Annotated in this window: 12 protein-coding genes and 3 pseudogenes; 3 read left to right on the forward strand and 12 right to left on the reverse strand. The window is 44.8% G+C overall.

Annotated features, from left to right (window positions below):
- Nucleotides 1–5: 5 nt before the first annotated feature.
- The 5 genes from HA50_RS17160 to HA50_RS17180 are packed head-to-tail and all read right to left on the reverse strand — an operon-like array spanning nt 6 to nt 8,832.
- Nucleotides 6–3,161 carry an amino acid adenylation domain-containing protein gene (locus HA50_RS17160; protein WP_084876773.1) on the reverse strand — a complete coding sequence of 1,052 codons (3,156 nt, stop codon included), beginning with the start codon at nt 3,159–3,161 and terminating at the stop codon, nt 6–8.
- A gap of 3 nt (nt 3,162–3,164) precedes the next feature.
- Complete coding sequence (locus HA50_RS17165) at nt 3,165–4,436, reverse strand: ATP-grasp domain-containing protein (protein ID WP_084876774.1); 1,272 nt, start codon at nt 4,434–4,436, stop codon at nt 3,165–3,167.
- A gap of 1 nt (nt 4,437) precedes the next feature.
- Nucleotides 4,438–7,260 (reverse strand): non-ribosomal peptide synthetase, encoded by a 2,823-nt coding sequence (locus HA50_RS17170; protein ID WP_158087416.1) that lies wholly within the window; start codon nt 7,258–7,260, stop codon nt 4,438–4,440.
- Between the two features lie 22 nt (nt 7,261–7,282).
- Nucleotides 7,283–8,107 (reverse strand): SDR family oxidoreductase, encoded by an 825-nt coding sequence (locus HA50_RS17175; RefSeq protein ID WP_084876776.1) that lies wholly within the window; start codon nt 8,105–8,107, stop codon nt 7,283–7,285.
- On the reverse strand, nt 8,107–8,832 hold the full coding sequence (locus HA50_RS17180) for a thioesterase II family protein (RefSeq protein WP_158087417.1): 726 nt from the start codon (nt 8,830–8,832) through the stop codon (nt 8,107–8,109). The genes HA50_RS17175 and HA50_RS17180 overlap by 1 nt, the downstream gene beginning before the upstream one ends.
- A 121-nt stretch (nt 8,833–8,953) precedes the next feature.
- Here HA50_RS17180 and HA50_RS17185 point away from each other — a divergent pair.
- A pseudogene (locus tag HA50_RS17185) lies at nt 8,954–9,214 on the forward strand (IS1 family transposase).
- Between the two features lie 78 nt (nt 9,215–9,292).
- Here HA50_RS17185 and HA50_RS17190 read toward each other — a convergent pair.
- Both HA50_RS17190 and HA50_RS32150 read right to left on the reverse strand, forming a co-directional pair.
- Nucleotides 9,293–9,901, reverse strand: a complete 609-nt coding sequence (locus HA50_RS17190; protein ID WP_084876778.1) for a TetR/AcrR family transcriptional regulator — start codon at nt 9,899–9,901, stop codon at nt 9,293–9,295.
- Nucleotides 9,902–10,056: 155 nt separating this feature from the next.
- On the reverse strand, nt 10,057–10,206 hold the full coding sequence (locus tag HA50_RS32150; protein WP_084876779.1) for a GMC oxidoreductase: 150 nt from the start codon (nt 10,204–10,206) through the stop codon (nt 10,057–10,059).
- Nucleotides 10,207–11,169: 963 nt separating this feature from the next.
- Here HA50_RS32150 and hppD point away from each other — a divergent pair.
- Complete coding sequence (gene hppD / locus HA50_RS17205) at nt 11,170–12,138, forward strand: 4-hydroxyphenylpyruvate dioxygenase (RefSeq protein WP_420872868.1); 969 nt, start codon at nt 11,170–11,172, stop codon at nt 12,136–12,138.
- Between the two features lie 289 nt (nt 12,139–12,427).
- On the opposite strand, the gene HA50_RS17210 is transcribed toward hppD, so the two are convergent.
- Nucleotides 12,428–13,423 (reverse strand): acyltransferase family protein, encoded by a 996-nt coding sequence (locus HA50_RS17210; protein WP_084876781.1) that lies wholly within the window; start codon nt 13,421–13,423, stop codon nt 12,428–12,430.
- A 1,054-nt stretch (nt 13,424–14,477) separates the two neighbouring features.
- Nucleotides 14,478–14,652, reverse strand: a pseudogene (locus HA50_RS31740) (transposase); the annotation flags it as partial.
- 275 nt (nt 14,653–14,927) lie between these two features.
- On the opposite strand from HA50_RS31740, the gene HA50_RS17225 reads away from it, so the two are divergent.
- A complete protein-coding gene (locus HA50_RS17225) occupies nt 14,928–15,452 on the forward strand; it encodes a cupin domain-containing protein (protein WP_084876784.1) in 525 nt (174 codons plus the stop codon).
- A gap of 407 nt (nt 15,453–15,859) precedes the next feature.
- Here the strand turns inward: HA50_RS17225 and HA50_RS31745 are convergent.
- From HA50_RS31745 to HA50_RS17245, 3 genes and pseudogenes are all read right to left on the reverse strand, one after another.
- Nucleotides 15,860–16,070 (reverse strand): annotated as a pseudogene (locus tag HA50_RS31745) (IS1 family transposase); the annotation flags it as partial.
- A gap of 106 nt (nt 16,071–16,176) precedes the next feature.
- Nucleotides 16,177–17,571 carry an MFS transporter gene (locus HA50_RS17240; protein ID WP_084876786.1) on the reverse strand — a complete coding sequence of 465 codons (1,395 nt, stop codon included), beginning with the start codon at nt 17,569–17,571 and terminating at the stop codon, nt 16,177–16,179.
- Entirely contained in the window at nt 17,564–18,196 is a 633-nt protein-coding gene (locus tag HA50_RS17245) for a TetR/AcrR family transcriptional regulator (protein WP_084876787.1), read from the reverse strand. Before HA50_RS17245 ends, HA50_RS17240 begins: the two co-directional genes overlap by 8 nt.
- Between the last annotated feature and the right edge of the window lie 192 nt (nt 18,197–18,388).

Raw genomic sequence — 18,388 nt, forward strand, 5'->3', positions numbered from 1 at the left:
TCGTTTTAAAGATCGAATTCGATATCTTGCATAACCCGCATTTCCGGCGTAGCAGAGCGTTCTGACACAGGTAATGCGGTAACAGGCATGTCGGGGTGGCGTAATACGTTATCGATGATGCCGATAAACACATCCCGCAAATATTCGACAGTTTCTCGTTTAAACAGCGAGGCGTTGAACTCCCACTCGGCAGAAATATCCGTCGGCCATTCAGACAACTGCAGGTTTAAATCGAACATCGCCTGCCCCGGATGGATCGCATTAATCGTTCCCTGACTCCCGGCCAGCGAATAGTGCAACATTGCCTGGCTGTGGAAGGCGAACATGGTTGCCATCGCCAGATTGAATCGCTCCTCGTCGTAGCGATCCGTCGCATTCAGTTGTTGCGCTGGCGAAATGTCGCCATGTGCGAGACCGTTACGCAGCGACTCGCGCGTTGTGCGGATCAGTGTGTCGAAGGCGGATGCCGGGGGGATCGTTACGCTCATCACTACAGAATTCACGAACATGCCAACCACCTGTTCAAACTCAGGACGAGGCCGGATGCCGGAAGGCACCACAAAATGTACCTCCTGCGATGCCGTAACGGTGGACAAGAACACGCCATAAAGAGTGCTGAGCAACTCAAAGAGCGTACATTCGGTTCTTTGCGCCAGTTGCTTAAGCTGGAGATAACGTTCTGTTTCCAGACGAAAAGGCACCACATCGCTGGATAACGGTAGTTCCGCATCGCGCACAGAGTCATAAGGCAACGCGAGCGCACGCAGGCCATCCGGCCGTTGCTCCTGCCAGTAACGGCGATATTCTTGTTGCTGCTGGCGGGCTTGCACCGACTGCGTCCAGTCAATATAGTCACTGTACTGTCGTGCAGGCGGTAAGGTTTGTCCGGCGTAGTATTGATCCAGTTCCTGCAGCAGAATGGCGACCGACTGCCCATCAATCAGCAAATGGTGAATATCGAGGAAAAAGTGCCACTGCTGGTCGCTGTAGCACAACGCCGCCCGCCACAGTGGGCCGCTCTCCAGCGCAAAAGGCTTGATCAGTTCATTGCGCTGAAATGTGCGGTATCTTGGCAGCGCCGTCGGCGGTATTTTTTTAATTTTTTGATGTAGAGCTTCGGATAGTGGCATGACGAAATGGAACACCTGGTGGCGTTCAACTACCGACCACCAGGCTTGCTCAAATCTGCTGATGTCAATTGACGGAGGTAATGCCAGCAGTAAAGGAATGTTGTACTGCGTCGATGCAGAGCCCGCTTTCAGCCCGGCCTGGTAGACCGCAAGCTGCTGCCAGGTTAATGGCCAGGCTTCACCGTCAGAAAAAACGCTGGTATGTGGCTCACGGATGGAGACAGCAGCCTTGTTGTCGGTAGATTCAATCAGCGCAACAATCTTCGCCACCGTAGGATTGGCCAGCAGATCGGTGACGCTCAGCTGGCATCCCTGTTGGGCATTTACCGACGATGCCAGGTTGACTGCGACAAGGGAGTCCACGCCCAACTGGAACAGGGAGTCATGAATCCCCAAGTTCTGATAGCCAATGATGGTGCGCCATAACCCAGTGATCGCCTTTTCTCGTTCTGTCACTGGTTCGACATGTTCGGTATATAAATCGGGTTGTTGCAGCGGATCGGGCAATATCGCCCGGTCGATTTTACCGTTTGAGGCAACCGGAAAGGCCTCGATAAAAATCAGGAACCCCGGCATCATGTACGCTGGTAGATTTGCTTTCAGATAATCACGCAGCGTAAATTCATCCAGTGCCGGTTCAGCCTCTACCCAGGCGACCAGATATTTATCATCATGGTTGCGAGTAAAGAATTTAACCACCGTATCCTTGACCTGCGGGTGATTACGCAAGCACCACTCAATTTCATCAAGCTCTATGCGATAGCCGCGGATTTTTACCTGATTATCGCGTCGGCCAAAAAATTCCACAGTACCGTCGGGACGCATCGAGGCAATATCCCCGGTCTTGTACATACCGCCGCCGGGGATAAAGGGATCGGCAGTAAACACTTTTGCACTTAACTCGTCCTTGCCTAAATACCCTAATGCCACACCATCGCCACCGACATATAACTCCCCCTGCTCTCCCCAAGGCAGCGGCTGCTTCTCTTCATCCAGAATATAGGCCGTGGAGTTGGATATTGGTCGGCCGATAGGGATCCTCCCCTGTGTATCGGCTAATGTGATGGTATGTACAGTCGAGTAAGAGCCGTTTTCGGTCGGGCCGTAACCATTTTTAATCACCAGTCCCGGACAGTGTTTCATCACATCGGCAACACGATCGGGCACTACGATGTCGCCGCCGAAAATCAGCGTCTTCAGAGTACTGAAAGTTTGCGGCGCATGACCTGCCAGCAGGTTGAATAACGGCGTAGTTAAAAAAAGCGTATTCACCGCATACTGAACCAATGCGGCTTTCAGACGCACAGGATCGGTGAGCGTCTCCTGCGGCACAATAATGATCGTGCCGCCGTTCAGCAGGCATCCCCACCACTCAAACGCGGATGCATCAAAAATAACAGATGCGGTCTGTAACATGCGCGTGGAGGGGGAAAAATCTGTAATGCCCGCGTTAATGGCCAGCCGGACAACATTACGGTGCGTGACACGAACCCCTTTCGGGCGCCCGGTACTGCCGGAGGTATACATTAGATAGGCAAGGGCATCCCAACGAACGACTTCCGGCAGTTGGCAATCCTCCTGCGGCGAAACATCGTAGCAGAGCGTATTGTGTGTATCCCCCTGCCAGTCCGGTGCGACTATTTTCAATAGCGGATTGGCATCCGCAATGATATACGCCGCACGTTCATCGGTAGCCTCCGGATCCAGCGGTAAATAGGCGGCGCCGGCGCGAATAATGGCCAGAATAGCGATGAAAAACGCCGTACTGCGGGGCAGATTCACCGCTACAATATCACCGGGTCTGACGCCCTTGTTGCACAGCGTTTTGGCTAAATTACCCGAGCGCCGTTCAATTTCTGCAAAGGTCAGAGAGCCTTCTTCATGGTCAATTAGCGCAATATGCTGCGGTACGGAACGACATTTTTGCTCAAACAACCCCGCCAGTGAACTATCGCGAGGGTATTCGACGAAGGTATCAAAACAGACACTTAATCCGTGGTATGGCTTGTCCGTGGTCTTATTTGTTGGCATGATTCACTGCCTCGCGTCATCAAGCATAAATTCCGCATTACATAAATTACGTACCTCATTGACCGTATTCATCACGTCGCGATGATTGGGCGATGAGCCGTAAACAATCGCCATCAGGCTTTGCGTTCCTGTGCGCCAGTCCACGTGTTCTCCGCGACGAACTCGCTGTTCGACATGCACCACACCGGGCAGTCTGGCGATATGGTCAACACCGGCTAAATGCATAAACTCGCCGCATACTCCCGCTTGCGGGGTGATAAAAAACTGATAGGTGACACGCTCTCTGTTGACCGGATTCACGCGCGGGAAGGTTCCGACTGACAAATCCAGCGCAGCCAGAACAAGATTGGTGCCACTATTTCGCTTAATAATTTCGGGAAGGAATCCGCCTAATCGACCGTTAATCTCGATGATTTTCGGGCCGTCCTGCGTCAGTTTTATTTCGGTGTGGGTAATTCCCTGCTCTATTCCCAGCGCGTTTATTGCCGCCCGCTCCAGCGTGAAAATGGACTCTTCAAGCGAAGGCGACAATGTATGCGGTATTACCATACCGGTTTCGCGAAACGCGCTCACCAGTGGGAATTTCCCGGTAATACAGACCTGCTGAGTGTGGCCCGGCAAATGGAGTGATTCAACAGAGACATAATCGCCCCAGCCTTCTCCTGCGGCATCCGGGTTCCCCTGCAGATACGCTTCCAGCACGTACTCCCCGCTGGCATGCAACTGCTGCACTTTTTCGCTCAGCTCTTCCACAGAGTGGACCAGGTAAGTATGTAAACTCCCGGCACCATTACGGGGTTTAAGCACGGCTGGTAAACCTGTTTGTGCCGCCACCTGTTGCGGTGAATCCCCCACAATGACGCTTTTGGTCGACGGAACCCCTGCAAGCGCAAGCGCCTGACGCTGTTGATATTTATCCGTCAGTTTTTCAATCACTCCGGCACTGTGCCCGGATAGAGCGAGTGCCTCTGCATAGCGGGAAACCTGCGCCAGACGATATTCGCTGAAAGTCACGATCCCATCTGGCGCGAGTTCGCGTAGTACCTGCGTGATGTCGCTTTCAGTGTGTCCGGTAGTATCCAGAGTGGGGGCAAATTGCGCAATGCTGCTGAAAGTCTCCTTGACATATTTCAGCGCGCAGTCGCAGAGAAACAGCAGATCGTAAACCCGCGCTGCTGCCGCGCAAATCGTCGCGGCGGACGCGGAACCCACATCATACACAATCACGACCAACTTAAACCCGTGCCGTCTTTTCAATAATGATGGTTGCATCATCTTATTGTTTCTCCGGTTTATTCAACATCGCCTCCAGCGCAGGCAAGGATGCGTTCATATAAAAATCGCGCAGAGAAAGCTGACCAAGACCTTGCTTGCGTATTTCGCCGATAAAGCGCACGGCAGAGAGGGAGTTGCCACCGGATTCAAAGAAATCGACATCGGGATGAGCGGCCTCACCCAAAATCTGCCTCCAGATCGCTTGTAACGCCCCCACATCGCCGGTGGACGGTTCCACGCTCGCCACCGCAGCGCTGAGATCCGCCACAGCATGTTTGCGCAGCGCATTGACATCGATTTTGCCATTGCTGGTCAGGGGGAAGGATTCGACTAAGGTGAAATAGGCCGGGATCATATAGTCCGGCAGCTGACGGGAAAGCGCCCCCCGCAACGTGTGTAAATTCAGTGCACCATGGGCAATTAACCATGCGCCGATGCGGATCTCCTCCTGCGTGCTTCCACTGTCGAGAAGTACCACGGCGGAATCCACACCTTCACACTGCTGCAAAACATTGCGAATTTCGTCCAGTTCAATCCTGAACCCACGAACTTTGACCTGGCTGTCCAGCCGCCCCAAGTGCTCCAGCTTACCGTCCGGGCGCATTCTGCCCAGATCGCCGCTACGATAGACGCGCTGCCCCGTAAGTGCGTCGGTAATAAAGCGTTTTACGGTCAGTTCTGGCAGGCGCAAATAATGGCTCGCCAGCGCCTGGCCACCCACCCAGATCTCTCCTGCAACGCCAAATGGCTGAAGATGACCTTCGCTGTTGCGCACAGAGATTGTCCAGCCCGGCAACGCTCGCCCCACCGATGCGGATTTCGACAGTACATGTTCGACCGTCAAATATTCATAAGTGACATGCACGGTGGTTTCCGTAATCCCGTACATATTCACCAGCGTACAACTCGCCGGAGGATGATCGTGGAACCAGCCTTCCAGAGCCTGCATGTTTAACTTTTCGCCACCGAAGATAATCAGCCGCAGCGAGAGCGTTAACCGCTGATCGGCATCAATTCGTTGCAGGCTGTAGAACGCGGATGGGGTCTGGTTCAAAACGGTTACTTTTTTGTCCGCCAGTAATGCATAAAACTCTGCGGTATCGCGAGTCGTCCAGTATGGCACTACCACCAGATGCCCACCGCTCAGTAAACATCCCCAAATTTCCCATACCGAAAAGTCAAACGCGCAGGAGTGAAAGAGCGTCCACACGTCCCCGTTCCCGAGGCCAAACTCGTTGCGTGTCGCTTCCAGCAACACTTGGACATTGCGATGTGGTATCGCAACGCCCTTCGGTCTGCCAGTCGTGCCTGAGGTGTAAATCACATACGCATCCTCGCGGTTATCGTGGCGCGAGGGGATGAAGTTTTCCCTGTCCACCAGGCTCAGCAACTGGCCGGGGGAATAGACGCGGCACCCTTCCGTCGGCGGAAACGCCGCAATATCACTTACCACCACTGCCACCCCCGCATCGCGGGTGATAAATTCGAGGCGATCGGCGGGATAGGAGGTATCCATCGGCACGTAGGTTCCACCCGCTTTGAGTACGGCCAGCAGGCTACAAACCAGCGCGTGACTGCGCTCCATGCAAATTCCTACCAGCGCCCCCGGTTTTACTCCCACTTTCTGCAGACCTGCCGCAAGGTGTTCAGATTGCGCTTTCAACTCTGCATAGGTTAACTGTGTCTTTTCATCAGAAACAGCAATGGCACCGGGATAACGGCTGGCCATCACATCGAACAATTGATCGATGCACAGCCCGGTCACGCCGCTAAGCGCTGACCCCTGCCCAAGCGCTAACATCTGCTGCTGTTGTGCGTCAGTGAGTAACGGCACATCCTGCCAGCGACAATAAACCCCCAGTTGATTCAACCCGGCGATGATGAATTCAAGTTGGTGGGCAAGATCCTCTGCGGTGGCGGCACTGATTTTTTCTGCCCGGCACACCACCTCGCCGGAAACATGCCCTAGGCCGTCATAATGCAGCATAAAGGTCAGATTAAAGGGCGGAGCCGAGATCGCTTTGTAGGCCTCAAAATCGAGCACTTCAGACAAAATCAAACCAATATCAATCGGTTCATCCCTTACCGCCAAGGCACTGGCATTCACAATACAGCGGTCCTGCTCTTGGCTATCGCCGGTAATACAGGCCAGGGTTTCGTTACCCAGAGGATCGATGTTCAGTGCTGCAAAGGCGACATTTTCTTCCCCGCACCCCTTCAGCAAAGTGTAAATCGCTTTATGAATTACATCCCGATAATAATCAGGCGGGACTTTTATTTTCGCTAACGGGAAGTGGGTGTAAGGGGTAGAATAGCGGTTTTCAGCGCCACCCCATTCGAATAATGATTTTTCCGGCGTTCTTGCATCATCAAATAAATACGTTGCCAGCCCATCTTTCGCCGTTGCATCGTCAAACTGGACAATAGAGGCAAGCCTAAGCAGTTCATAGCTATCTATATATTCGCGATGTGCCGTAATAATGACGCCGATAATATCCTGCGGATAACGGGTAATAATGACTCGGCCATCATGTTGCGTCGCGTCGATGGGCCTTGCAATTTCACGAGCTCTGAAATCCCGCGCCTGTTCAGCGGTAAATTCACACTGGCTGGGTTCTTCCCAGAGCGAAAAAATAATCGTGTTGTTATATTTTTCAATTTCCCTGACAAGCCTGCCAAGAATGTCGTCGTAACAATATCCATCCAATCGCAGGCTGACCCCATGCGTTGTCGCATCAGGAAAAAAACGGCCCTGTCTGGCAAAAAGCTGTGACGAACTTGTGAGTATCTGAAGGCCTGCGGCTAATTCGTTTTCTGATTCCATAGCATTAATTCCCTGAGGATGATTATCGCGCTGTGAAACCTGCATCGATCGTCATAACACTGCCTGTCGTATGCTTCGATTCATGACTAATAAGCCACGACATAGCAGAGGCCACGTCCGCAGGATCAACGACGGATGTCATTGGCACGGAGTTTAAATCCACGGAGACTTGTTCTTCATAATTGATTCCCAACGCATCGGCCACGACCCGAGTCATATAACCATCAAAGGCGGGATTATCGTTTACCGGGCCAGGACAAATACAATTGACGCGAATATTGGCGGAGGCATAATCCAGCGCCGCAGATTTACTTAATCCGATCAGCCCGTGTTTAGAGGCGACATACGCCGCAAAATATTTGTAGCCAACTAATCCGGCGGTCGACGAAATATTGACAATGCTGCCGCAGTTTCTTTTTATCATCGCCGGTGCGACCGCCGCAATCATTCGCCACGGGCCGGACAAATTCACATCAAGCATTAACTGCCACTGTTCTTCACTGTAACCATGAACAGGCATACCGGCCGGGGAACCAATCCCTGCGTTATTGACCAGAGCGTCAATTTTCCCGAAGCGCGTTAACGCGGCTTTCACTACGCGCTGCGCATCATCCATCGACCTGACATCGGCCTCAAGCGCCAATACGGAAGCGCCATTGCTCCGGCAGCGCAGGGCCGTTTCTTCCAGCTGGCAGGATTTGCCCAGAGTATAAGGCACCCCGTCGATATGACCATCCACATCCGTGATGACCAGCTCTGCCCCCTCTTCTGCTGCTTTTAATGCACAGGCGCGACCGATGCCTCGCGCAGCACCGGTGATCACTACAACCATCCCTTGTAGACGCATTATTTTCTGCCCTCTTGAGTGGTTAAAATGGCCGCAATGGTATTCAACAACGGCACAGGATCTTGCGCCAGATACATATGGTTGCCATCAAGTTCCATAATTTCAAAATCACCAACACAATGTTCACGCCATTTCTCGATGTCATTTAACGAAACAGAAGTATCCCTATTTGCAAAGAATGCTGTGGTTGGTAACTCTATTGAATAATTTTCAATCGGTGAATATGATTCATCCATTTCAAAATCAGCCCGTAGTGCCGGAACTATCAGGTCTAGCATTTCAGGAATGTCATATGCTGGATGAGAATACCCAGTTATCTTCTTTACTAGAACAATGAAGTCCTTATCAGCTAATTCTTTAACACCATAATATTTTCTAATAGAAGGGGCTCTGGAGGCACTAATAAAAAGGTGAGATGGAGGTCTGCCTGCAGCAATGAGACGACGAGATGTTTCCCATGCTATAACCGATCCTAAAAAACAATGGCCGAACAATGCAAATGGTTTACTTAAATCCTCTGTAATGATTTGGCCGTATGCATAATCCACAGCATGATTAAGATCCGTGAAAGGTAATTCAGCAATAAGTCTTTCGCGCCCAGGAAACGCAATTGGTCTTATTTTAAAAAAATCAAAACCCAATGATGTCCAGGAACTATAAAAACTCGGACCTGCGCCAGCAAATGGGAAGCAAAATAATTTAGTGCCATCAGTATTAACCATCATAATCCCTACCATAAGATAAAAAATGGTGACCTTGACATAAACTGGTTCAGTTTTAGAATTAACTAAAATCGTAGATGATTAGAATAATCCACCGGCCAATGCCTATAATTACTTGAATATAATGTATAATTTTTCTTTTGATGTTAACTCATGGCTCGACAAAACCTGCCGTGAATTACTGGCACTGCTCACATCTATTAACATAGAAATGCTGACCACGGATGACTGGGTCAGTAATGCCAGAGCGCTTCTGAAAGAGAAGTATCTGACCGGTAAAATTTTTTACTCAGCGCATTGAGCGCAACAATCTGACGCTCAGAACCGAATCAAGCGGTTGGCCCGCAAAACGATCTGCCTTTCACGCTCTGTTGAGTTTCATTAAAAAGTCATCGGAGCCTTTATCGAAAAATACATTTTCTACTAATTGGAAGCGTCACCGATAATTAGTTATTTTAAAAAATCAATAGAGAACACCTAATATAAGTTCAACCATCTTGTCATTATCGCCACAACTGTCATCGACCTTTCCCAATACTCTCATACCTTCTATCTGGTTAACTAACAAACGTGCCAACTGATGAGCATTCTTCTCATTATTAATCTCTCCGGAAAGTTGCCCTCGAATGATAGTATCTGCATATAATTTTTGTAGTCGTTCAAAGATACTTCTAACACGGCAAGCAATTTCATCATCCTTACTGCTCATTTCCATTGCTGTAGCAACCAAAAAACACCCCAAACGACCAGAGTCTCCTTGTGAAAGCTTGAGTGCACGCAATAATGAAGATCTAATGCTATCAATAACTAAGCCCTGACCATTTAACGCTAACTCAGTTTCCTGTAATCCTCTTTCGGCATACTGATCAAGCGATTTAAGGAATAACGATTTCTTATCCCCAAACGCTTTGTATAAACTACCACGTGTAATATCCATACCTTCCAAAAGGTCAAGAAGAGAAGTTCCGTCATATCCTTTTTCCCAAAAAACTAACATCGCATCCTCTACAGCTGTATCAACATTAAATTCTCTAGGTCGACCAGCTCTTAGCACTTGATTCTTGACACTCATATCTTGAGATATCCATAAAAACTTAAACCGGAAAAGGAACTGACTGGTACCTTATAATGCTTGAATTATCTTTTGCAAGAAAAATCTCAAAAAAATATGGTGAACTTCACCCAATATTTAGCGAAGGTGAAAAACGTCTATGATGTGAGGCTGGCTCACCACAGATAACTAAAGGCAATGACCGGCGCGTTGGTGTTACCGCTTGAAATATTCTGGAACATTGATGTGTCGGCGTTACGTAGGCCACCAGTGCCGTAAACCCGCAGGAAAAAGTCTACCACAGAGGTCGACGGAGCTGCCTCCATCGGCAGGCACCTATCGGATGGCAGCAAGACTTGGGTGTCCGGCCTCGTCCGATCCTGGTCCCTTGGGTATGGGGCAGCTCCACCGGTGTGACCCACGGGTTTGTCGTGTCCTGTACCTCGTATTCGGAGAGGGGGGGCACGATTTCGGCAGGGGGCTGCGTTGCCAGTGATGAAGATCCATTGATCACAAGGCACATGGCATGAAACATAAAATTCATTTCTTTAATTTTAATAAAAATGTTCTTGAATAATTTAAGACCGAATGGTACACAATGGTTAAGAAAACATCACGAAAACTATTGAATTGTTACAGGAAGCCTCTTTTTATGATCATAAGGAAAAGGGGATGATTATTACTTGCTGAAATTATTCGATAAGTTAATCGGTGCTTTTCGCATAGGACTGAAAGCATATGACTTTTTGGAATCATATAGCCCATATTTTCAGCATCATGCTGTTGTGAGGAGGTAGCATGAGTAGGATCTGTAATATGGTTTTCGTATTAGTTTTAATGATTAAACTAGGCCTTGTGTGGGCCAGGCCGCATACTCCAACCATTATTCCTGCTGATGACGGTGAATATCTTGTCAGGGTATGGGATTCCCCAGTATTGATAAGTGTGGCTCCTGTAACCACAGAGACTCACTCAATCCTCATCGGCACCGACATACCGAAAAGGATGTTGGCAATGAATCTAGAAACCTCACATCGGGAGGGATGGCCTATGCACCACCTGATACCTGGATGAGCTTCAAGTACCATTCAACGCGACTTGCCACTGATTTCCTCAACGAATATGTCCGGACCACTTCAGTGAAGCAGGGGCAAGCTGTTAAAGCTTATAAGTGCGGAAAAATTAAGTTTTATCAAAAAAATATGCCAAGTATATTGAGCTTGAGACTCCGGGAACAAGTGCATAACCCTCTTATTTGAAATGATGTTGGAAAATGGGAGTAAATTATTATGTATACGAATGATTCAAATCCACTCGGTTTGGCAGGTTTTGCTTTCATCGAATTTGTCGGTAATGATGAAACCCATTATGAAAAACTATTTTCTGATCTTGGTTTTACACATATAGCAACCAACAAAGACGGCCTGATCGATCTGTTTCGTCAGGGTGAGATAAATTTCATAATTAATAGAAAAAACACCGAATTTCCAAATACGTTCTTCCGTGAACATGGCGTTGGGGCCTGCGGTGTGGGTTTTTATGTTGAAGATGCGGCTCAGGCTTATGAGAATGCAATTTTATCCGGTGCTAAACCTGGAAAAATAGAATATCTCCCTGGGGAGATTGTTGTTCCCTCTATTGAAGGAGTTGGGGGAACTAAAATCTACTTCGTCGAAAAGCGCCCTGATACAGATACTTTTTTTGAAATCAATTTCAAGAAAAAAGAGGGCGTGAGTAAAGAGCATGTCGGGTATGGGCTGCATACAATTGATCACCTGACAAATAACCTCTATCGGGGCAGAATGGATTATTGGGAAAAGTTCTACGGTGATATCTTTAATTTTCGTCAGATGAGATCTTTCGATATTGCCGGTGAATATTCAGGCCTTCACTCTAAAGCCTTGATAGCCCCGGACGGAAAAATAAAAATACCATTAAATGAAGAGGCTGATGGTAGTAAAGGGCAAATACAGGAATTTCTGGAACAATTCAATGGGGAAGGCATTCAGCATATTGCTTTGGTAACTGACGACATTATATTGACAGTTGACAAACTCAGAAATGCAGGGGTTCCAATGATGACTGCACCTCCTGAAAAATATTACTCTCTGATTGAATCAAGGTTACCCGATAACGGAAGAGATGTCACGGAACTCAAAGCGAGGGGAATTCTTATTGATGGCAGTACTGATAGGGGTAATCGAAAGTTGTTGCTTCAGATATTTTCACAAACTTTGGTCGGTCCGCTATTTTTTTGAGTTTATTGAAAGAGATGGGGATGATGGTTTTGGAGAGGGTAATTTCAAGGCTCTCTTTGAGTCGATGGAAAGAGATCAATTGGCACGTGGCAGCATAAAAAATTAAGTCACAGTCCAAGAAAGTTCAATAGCCTGGCCGATAAAGGATGTTGTCTGGCCGGGCACGACAGGGGGCGGATTCAGTTCATCACTAATCCGCCACTTGCTGCCTGCCTTGTTACGTCCTCAAAAAATCTCAGTGACTTGCATTTTAACAATTCTTATTGGGATAGGTTCTAATGAATACCGCCTAATAGATTTCCTTCAAGCTCTGACGAATCCTCTGACGTGAGGGTTTCTCAATATATTGATATGTTAACCCAGCAAAAACCATCACCAAGATGCCAAAACTAAAAATAGTTAGATACGCAATGGTATGTGTTATAATCCCATTCTGATAAAAATAATCGAGGCAATGGTTTATAAAGTAAATCATTGAGTAATGTATCATGTAAATAGAAAAAGAAATCTTACCTAGATAGTATATAGGTTGTATGGATAATACTTTTGAGATATAACTTCCCTCATGGTAGATCATAGCAATGAGAAAAGGAAATAAATAAACAATCAATACATCAGAAGATTTAAAAAACATTAGTATAACAATAGATAAAGTTACGGCTATAGTCATAAATTCTCTAACAGTACTTGTTTTAAAAAAAAGTAAAGTATTAAACCGAAACGCAACCATCCCGAAAACAAACCCAATGAAACATCTCAAAACAGGATAAGCGGTTTGGTAACTCCAAATATCGAGAATACCTGCGCGTCTTGGCTCATCTATAAGGGAAGGAGACATAGTCATGAGCGGCAAAGCCGCAACAAAGATAAGGACAACAATTAGGGTAATTTTTTTTGAACAGTGTAAACAAAAGTGAACTAACAGTGGAAAAAAAAGATAAACTATCCATTCAGCACTTATCGACCACCCAGGGCCATTGAGTGTACTAATCAAGAGCAAAGACTGAAGCATAGTCAAATTCAACACGGTCTTGACAAAAAGACTAGGGCCGGGCCAAAGATCCATCCAACCCTTAACAACAAAAATAGCAGCTATGATGGTCATTAAAGCATAAATTGGATAAATTCGTGCAATTCGTCTACCCAAAAATTCAAAGTAGTTTCGAAACGAGTTTTCTCCAGTAAAGTAATGGCCATATGTCATAGCCATAACGAAGCCTGACAAAACAAAAAAAMCATCAACCATTAAATACCCATGCTCWAAAAAAAACTCTCTCTGGCCCATTTAGAAATCTAAAAAAATGGTAGTGATAGAACATGACACTTATTGCAGCAAGTCCACGCAGTCCTGTCAGCGAACGGATTTCATTTTTCATAAATGACCTCTACATTTGAAATAAATTATTGTTTATGACATCTTTTACTCGTAAGTGGGATCTATGTATAAAATTATTTAAATTTTTAATTAACTAGTACAACCAAAAATTTCTACGTCAGAGAACCAAGGATACTGGGCTGAATTGTTAATTCATTACTCAGTGTACCTATGGGCTGCCATAGCGTCAGATAGTTCAGAATGGAATGTGTCTTCTCCTTATTGTAGTGCTGGCGCTAACCTTCAATGAGAGCATGAGTTAAAAGCCTGTTGCAGAACCATTCCATCGACAGGGATTCATCCCAGAATTTTCTATTAAAGCTTATACTGGTGTCATACTGTCAGGGTTTACCAAGTTTAATCAGCTTGTTTTCCTGTGTCTCGCCGCAGACCATTGCAGCAGTTGGAGGCTGACGAATTCTGGACTTTAACTCTGCGTAGATATTGAAGCGAACAGTGTAGGCTGACCAGAAATAGATATACAGGTCAGACTGGTGGCACATTGTCAGGATTATAAAGTTATCTTTCATCTGCCATCCTTACGCGTAGTACAAACTGATACGAGAGGCATCCATCAGAGCACAAGCTCTGCATTTACATACTACATACGACACGGAAAAGTTGTGCCATGCGTGAGTCAAGAAGGGACCTATTTCGCCTGGCGTATTTATGTTTATCTCTTTCATGACCGCAATCTTAGGCTTGCTATCCACTAAACCCTCCGCTACCTGACGTTATCAACCTCAGCCATTTTATTTCGTTCATTCACATATTAATGCGTAGCGAGTAACCGCGATCTCAACATTCCTCTTGACGATTACGGCCATGGTGTCTTTATTACTTTCACAGTAGTTTGATACAACTAATGCATCGTTGTATCGTGTTTTCATCATATGATTTCCCCCAATTTGTGATATTACTGAAAGCCTCGGTGTACAGAAGTCGACGAACAGAGTCCCGTCTAAGTCAATGTATTCCACTGGCATCCAGTACGAAGCACAAAAAAATGACATCCATAGCATCCCGGTCATCCGCACGTTTTCGGTGCCTTCCCTGTGGGTGGTGAGTTTTATGTCCGCGAATAAGCGGAGCTATCTTTCCCAGAACTCATAACTAATCCTCCACTTGCTGTAAGCAATGCTACATGACTTGAATTCTAACAATTCCTATTGGGATAGGTTCTTTAGAGACAAAAGTAGTTCGGATATAGCTGAACAAGCTCATCTTCATCATATAATAGAAATAGATTTAGTTGTGTCCATAGTTCTAATGACATACATTCAAAAGTATAGGCGCTATTCTGTATAAATAAAAAACCAATGAAGGAGCCCTTGATTTAATAGAAGATAAGATCCTTAATTAAAAACACCATCATTTCAACAGTGTTATGACTTAATTAAATGAAGGACGTGCCATGTCAAATATCACATTGAAAAAGCCCACCCCCAAAATATTAACACCAAATGAAGGAGAGCAATTAACAAGACGTTGGGGATATCCATTAACAATCAAAATCGATCCTGTTACAACAGGAACGCCAACATTTTCTATCGGGACAGAGGACATATCACCGGGCAAACAAATCCCGCCACATTGGCATCCTACAAGTGAAGAAGTAGTCATTGTTTTATCTGGAACTCTTTACGGTTTTCTGGATGGTAAATATGCTGAGCTTGGACCCGGTAGTATGGTATATGCTCCGATAAACACCGTGATGGGTTTTGAAAATAGAACAAATGAAATAGCAACTATTGTTTGGATTTTTTCTAAACCGGGTTTTGAACAGTATGTACGAGCTACTTCGGTTCCAGCTGGCCAAGAAGTAGTACCAATGACAAAAGAAGAGCTTGATGCCGTTAGGGTTAAATATAAAGACTACATTGAGCTTGATGGTGGTGATTTGTTACAATACCCAGAAAACATTGCATCGACCGACTAATAAGTTCATTACTAGATCATTATCTTTTACTTACTGAACTGCCTCCAATTAAACAATGATAAATTTGTTTTTTTAGAGGCGGTTATATGTAGAATTCTTTACTGAGGCATTAAACACTAAAAATAAACACATTGAAATAAGTATAATTTATTGATATTTTAAATTTATAGATAAAGTTTTTTCGATGAAAATTCTGATGGTTTTCTCATGAAACTCTACAGAGAGTAAAAAAAGATGGTTTTATAATTTAACCTGTTTTAGTTCCATATTATTTTTGAGCTTTCAGACTTTATCCATATTACAGGCTGGTAACAGTTCTGATGTCAGATTATTCATGCTTCATGATACCGCTCGTTGTTGTATTTCCTCAGCCAGTATTTCCGGTTAAACCGGGTAATGATTCCAACTTACTGATAATTATTTATCTTTAGGTAATACCTGATAACCTTATCATACATTTCCGTCGATTTCGAAAACAACAGCGACTTCCTGCCTAGTCTTGCCAAGAACCGTCTCAGATTCAGATTATTGCCGCTCTAAACGCTTAGTGTGACGCTTGCTGATAACGTGCAGTTTCCTCCTCCGGCGTGATTCATATAGCAGCCACTCATCCGCTATTCATACCACGCCTTCAGACTCTGAACAGGAAGGGCAGCAGAGGGAAATGGAAGCCACAAGAGCATCTCAAAGCATTATCATGAATTAAATCAATGAGTTGATAGCGTTACCAACTTTTGCGTAATAGATGATTTCTTTTTGAAATTGAACCTGAAATAATCAACAGAATAGCTATTAGAATCAATTCTATTGCAAAAGCATCTCTTATTTTATCGCTGGTATTACTGGACGAAATCCAAAAGAACACCCCTCCAACAACAGCAACAGATAGTGCCCCACTTATTTGAAGTGTTGAATTAACAAGGCCTGCAGCTAGACCAGCATATTTAACATCTACTTGCTCAACGGTTAACTTTACTATAGCTGGCAATGCAAGTCCCTGGCCAAAACCTAAGGTAAAAAGAGGAATGAAAAATAAATAATGAAATCCTGTGCATACAATAATAGATATTGTTATTAGCGACAAACCCTCTATATAGGTTCCTAAAGTAAATGTATTATTTCCAAAGTAGCGGCTAATTCCAGGGTTTAAAAATGGGCCTATCAGACATCCAATTCCCAAAGGTAAAATTCCAATACTGTTATCCATAGGTCCAAAGCCTAATACAGATTGTTGATATATTGAAAATGTGAGAAAAAATGGCATGATGCTAAAAAATAAGCAAGTAGATAACAAGCATCTACAAAGGCCTTTATTTTTAAAAATTGAAGGGACCACTAATGATGAACTTCCTTTTTTTCTAGTATCTTTTTCATACTTCCAGAATATCCACAATATTAAGAAGCTCAATAAAAATAGAAAAATACACCAAAGAGGAAAACCTTGTTCACGCCCTTCTATTAATGGTATAATCAGTGCTGTCAATCCTGTAATCAAAATGAAAGCTCCTTTCATATCTATGCCATGAGTATTTAATTGTTTATTTTCATCAATAAAAAACAAAGCAGCTGGTAAAGCAATGATTATGATTGGTATATTAATGATAAATATACTTCTCCAGCCAAGATCCAATAAATTAATATCTATAAGAACTCCACCAAGAGCTTGCCCTATAGCAGAAGCCAAGCCCACAGTAGCCCCATAAATAACCATAGCTCTCGTCCTATCCTTATCATGGAAAATAATTCGTATTATGGCTAGAGATTGGGGAGCCATTATTGCCGCAAATATACCTTGCAACAATCGACCAAAAACTAATGTAAAAGAGTTTATAGCAAATCCACTTATCGCAGACGCTAAACCAAAACCAATCAATCCCACAATGAAAATTAATTTTCGCCCATAAATATCACCAAGTCGCCCACCGAATACTAATGTTACTGCATAAGAAATAGCATATATAGATACTATTAATTGTGTCACAGCTGATGAAGTATCTAACCCTTTTTGAATTTCGGGAATAGCAATATTAACGATAAAAAAGTCTAAAGGTGGAAGAAGTGTTCCTGTTAAAAGGATGATGAGAGTCAACCATTTATTGGATTCCTTTTTATCAATCATTTGCTTGCCTTGATTTTTCTGTTTTATAATAATCAAACAATCTGATCAAATCTTTAATTGAATCCATAATATTATGTGCTGGTACCCCATCTCTAGCTTGCGTCGTAACTCCGGTTAAAAAGGTATGGAACACAAGTGATAGAGCATTTTCATCAGTGTTTATTTTAAACTCTTTGTTTGCTATTCCTCTTCTGATACAGAGTAAGGAGCTCCTTCTGTTGGCATCGCGGATAGTACTAAGTAAGTTACGAACATCTAAATTGACCTGAGAACAGGTATTTGCAGATAGCACCAATAAACACCCCTTGGGATGTTCCTGATCTGTTTGCATTTTTGCAGATGCATATAATATTTCTTCTATAGATTTGCTCGATGACAATGATTCATCGTTCAGATAATTAGTTTTCCTAGAATATAATGTCATATATCTAGAAATAATCTCTCTAAATAAGTATTCCTTTGATTTAAAAGCAGCATAAAAACTTGGAGCGCTAATGCCACCACCTATCTGTGATGTTAATAGATTAAGTGTTGTTGAATCATATCCATACTGCCAAAATAGGTACATTGAGTCTGTAACTGCTTGTTCGCGATCAAAAGAACATGGTCTGCCAGTCTTAGCCATAGTTGTCGCCTTTTAATATTTATAATACTTTAATAATACACGCTACAGAAGTACTTGACTATATATTTCCATTATATAATGTATTAGTATATACGTATGATACATCAAGTTGCAGGTGTGTTAGCTTTCCTTGCCCGAAGCTATCGGGATTTATCATGTCGCCACCTTCCTGCAACTCTAATTATTTAGGAT

Source organism: Pantoea cypripedii (assembly GCF_002095535.1).
Taxonomy (GTDB): Bacteria; Pseudomonadota; Gammaproteobacteria; order Enterobacterales; family Enterobacteriaceae; genus Pantoea; species Pantoea cypripedii.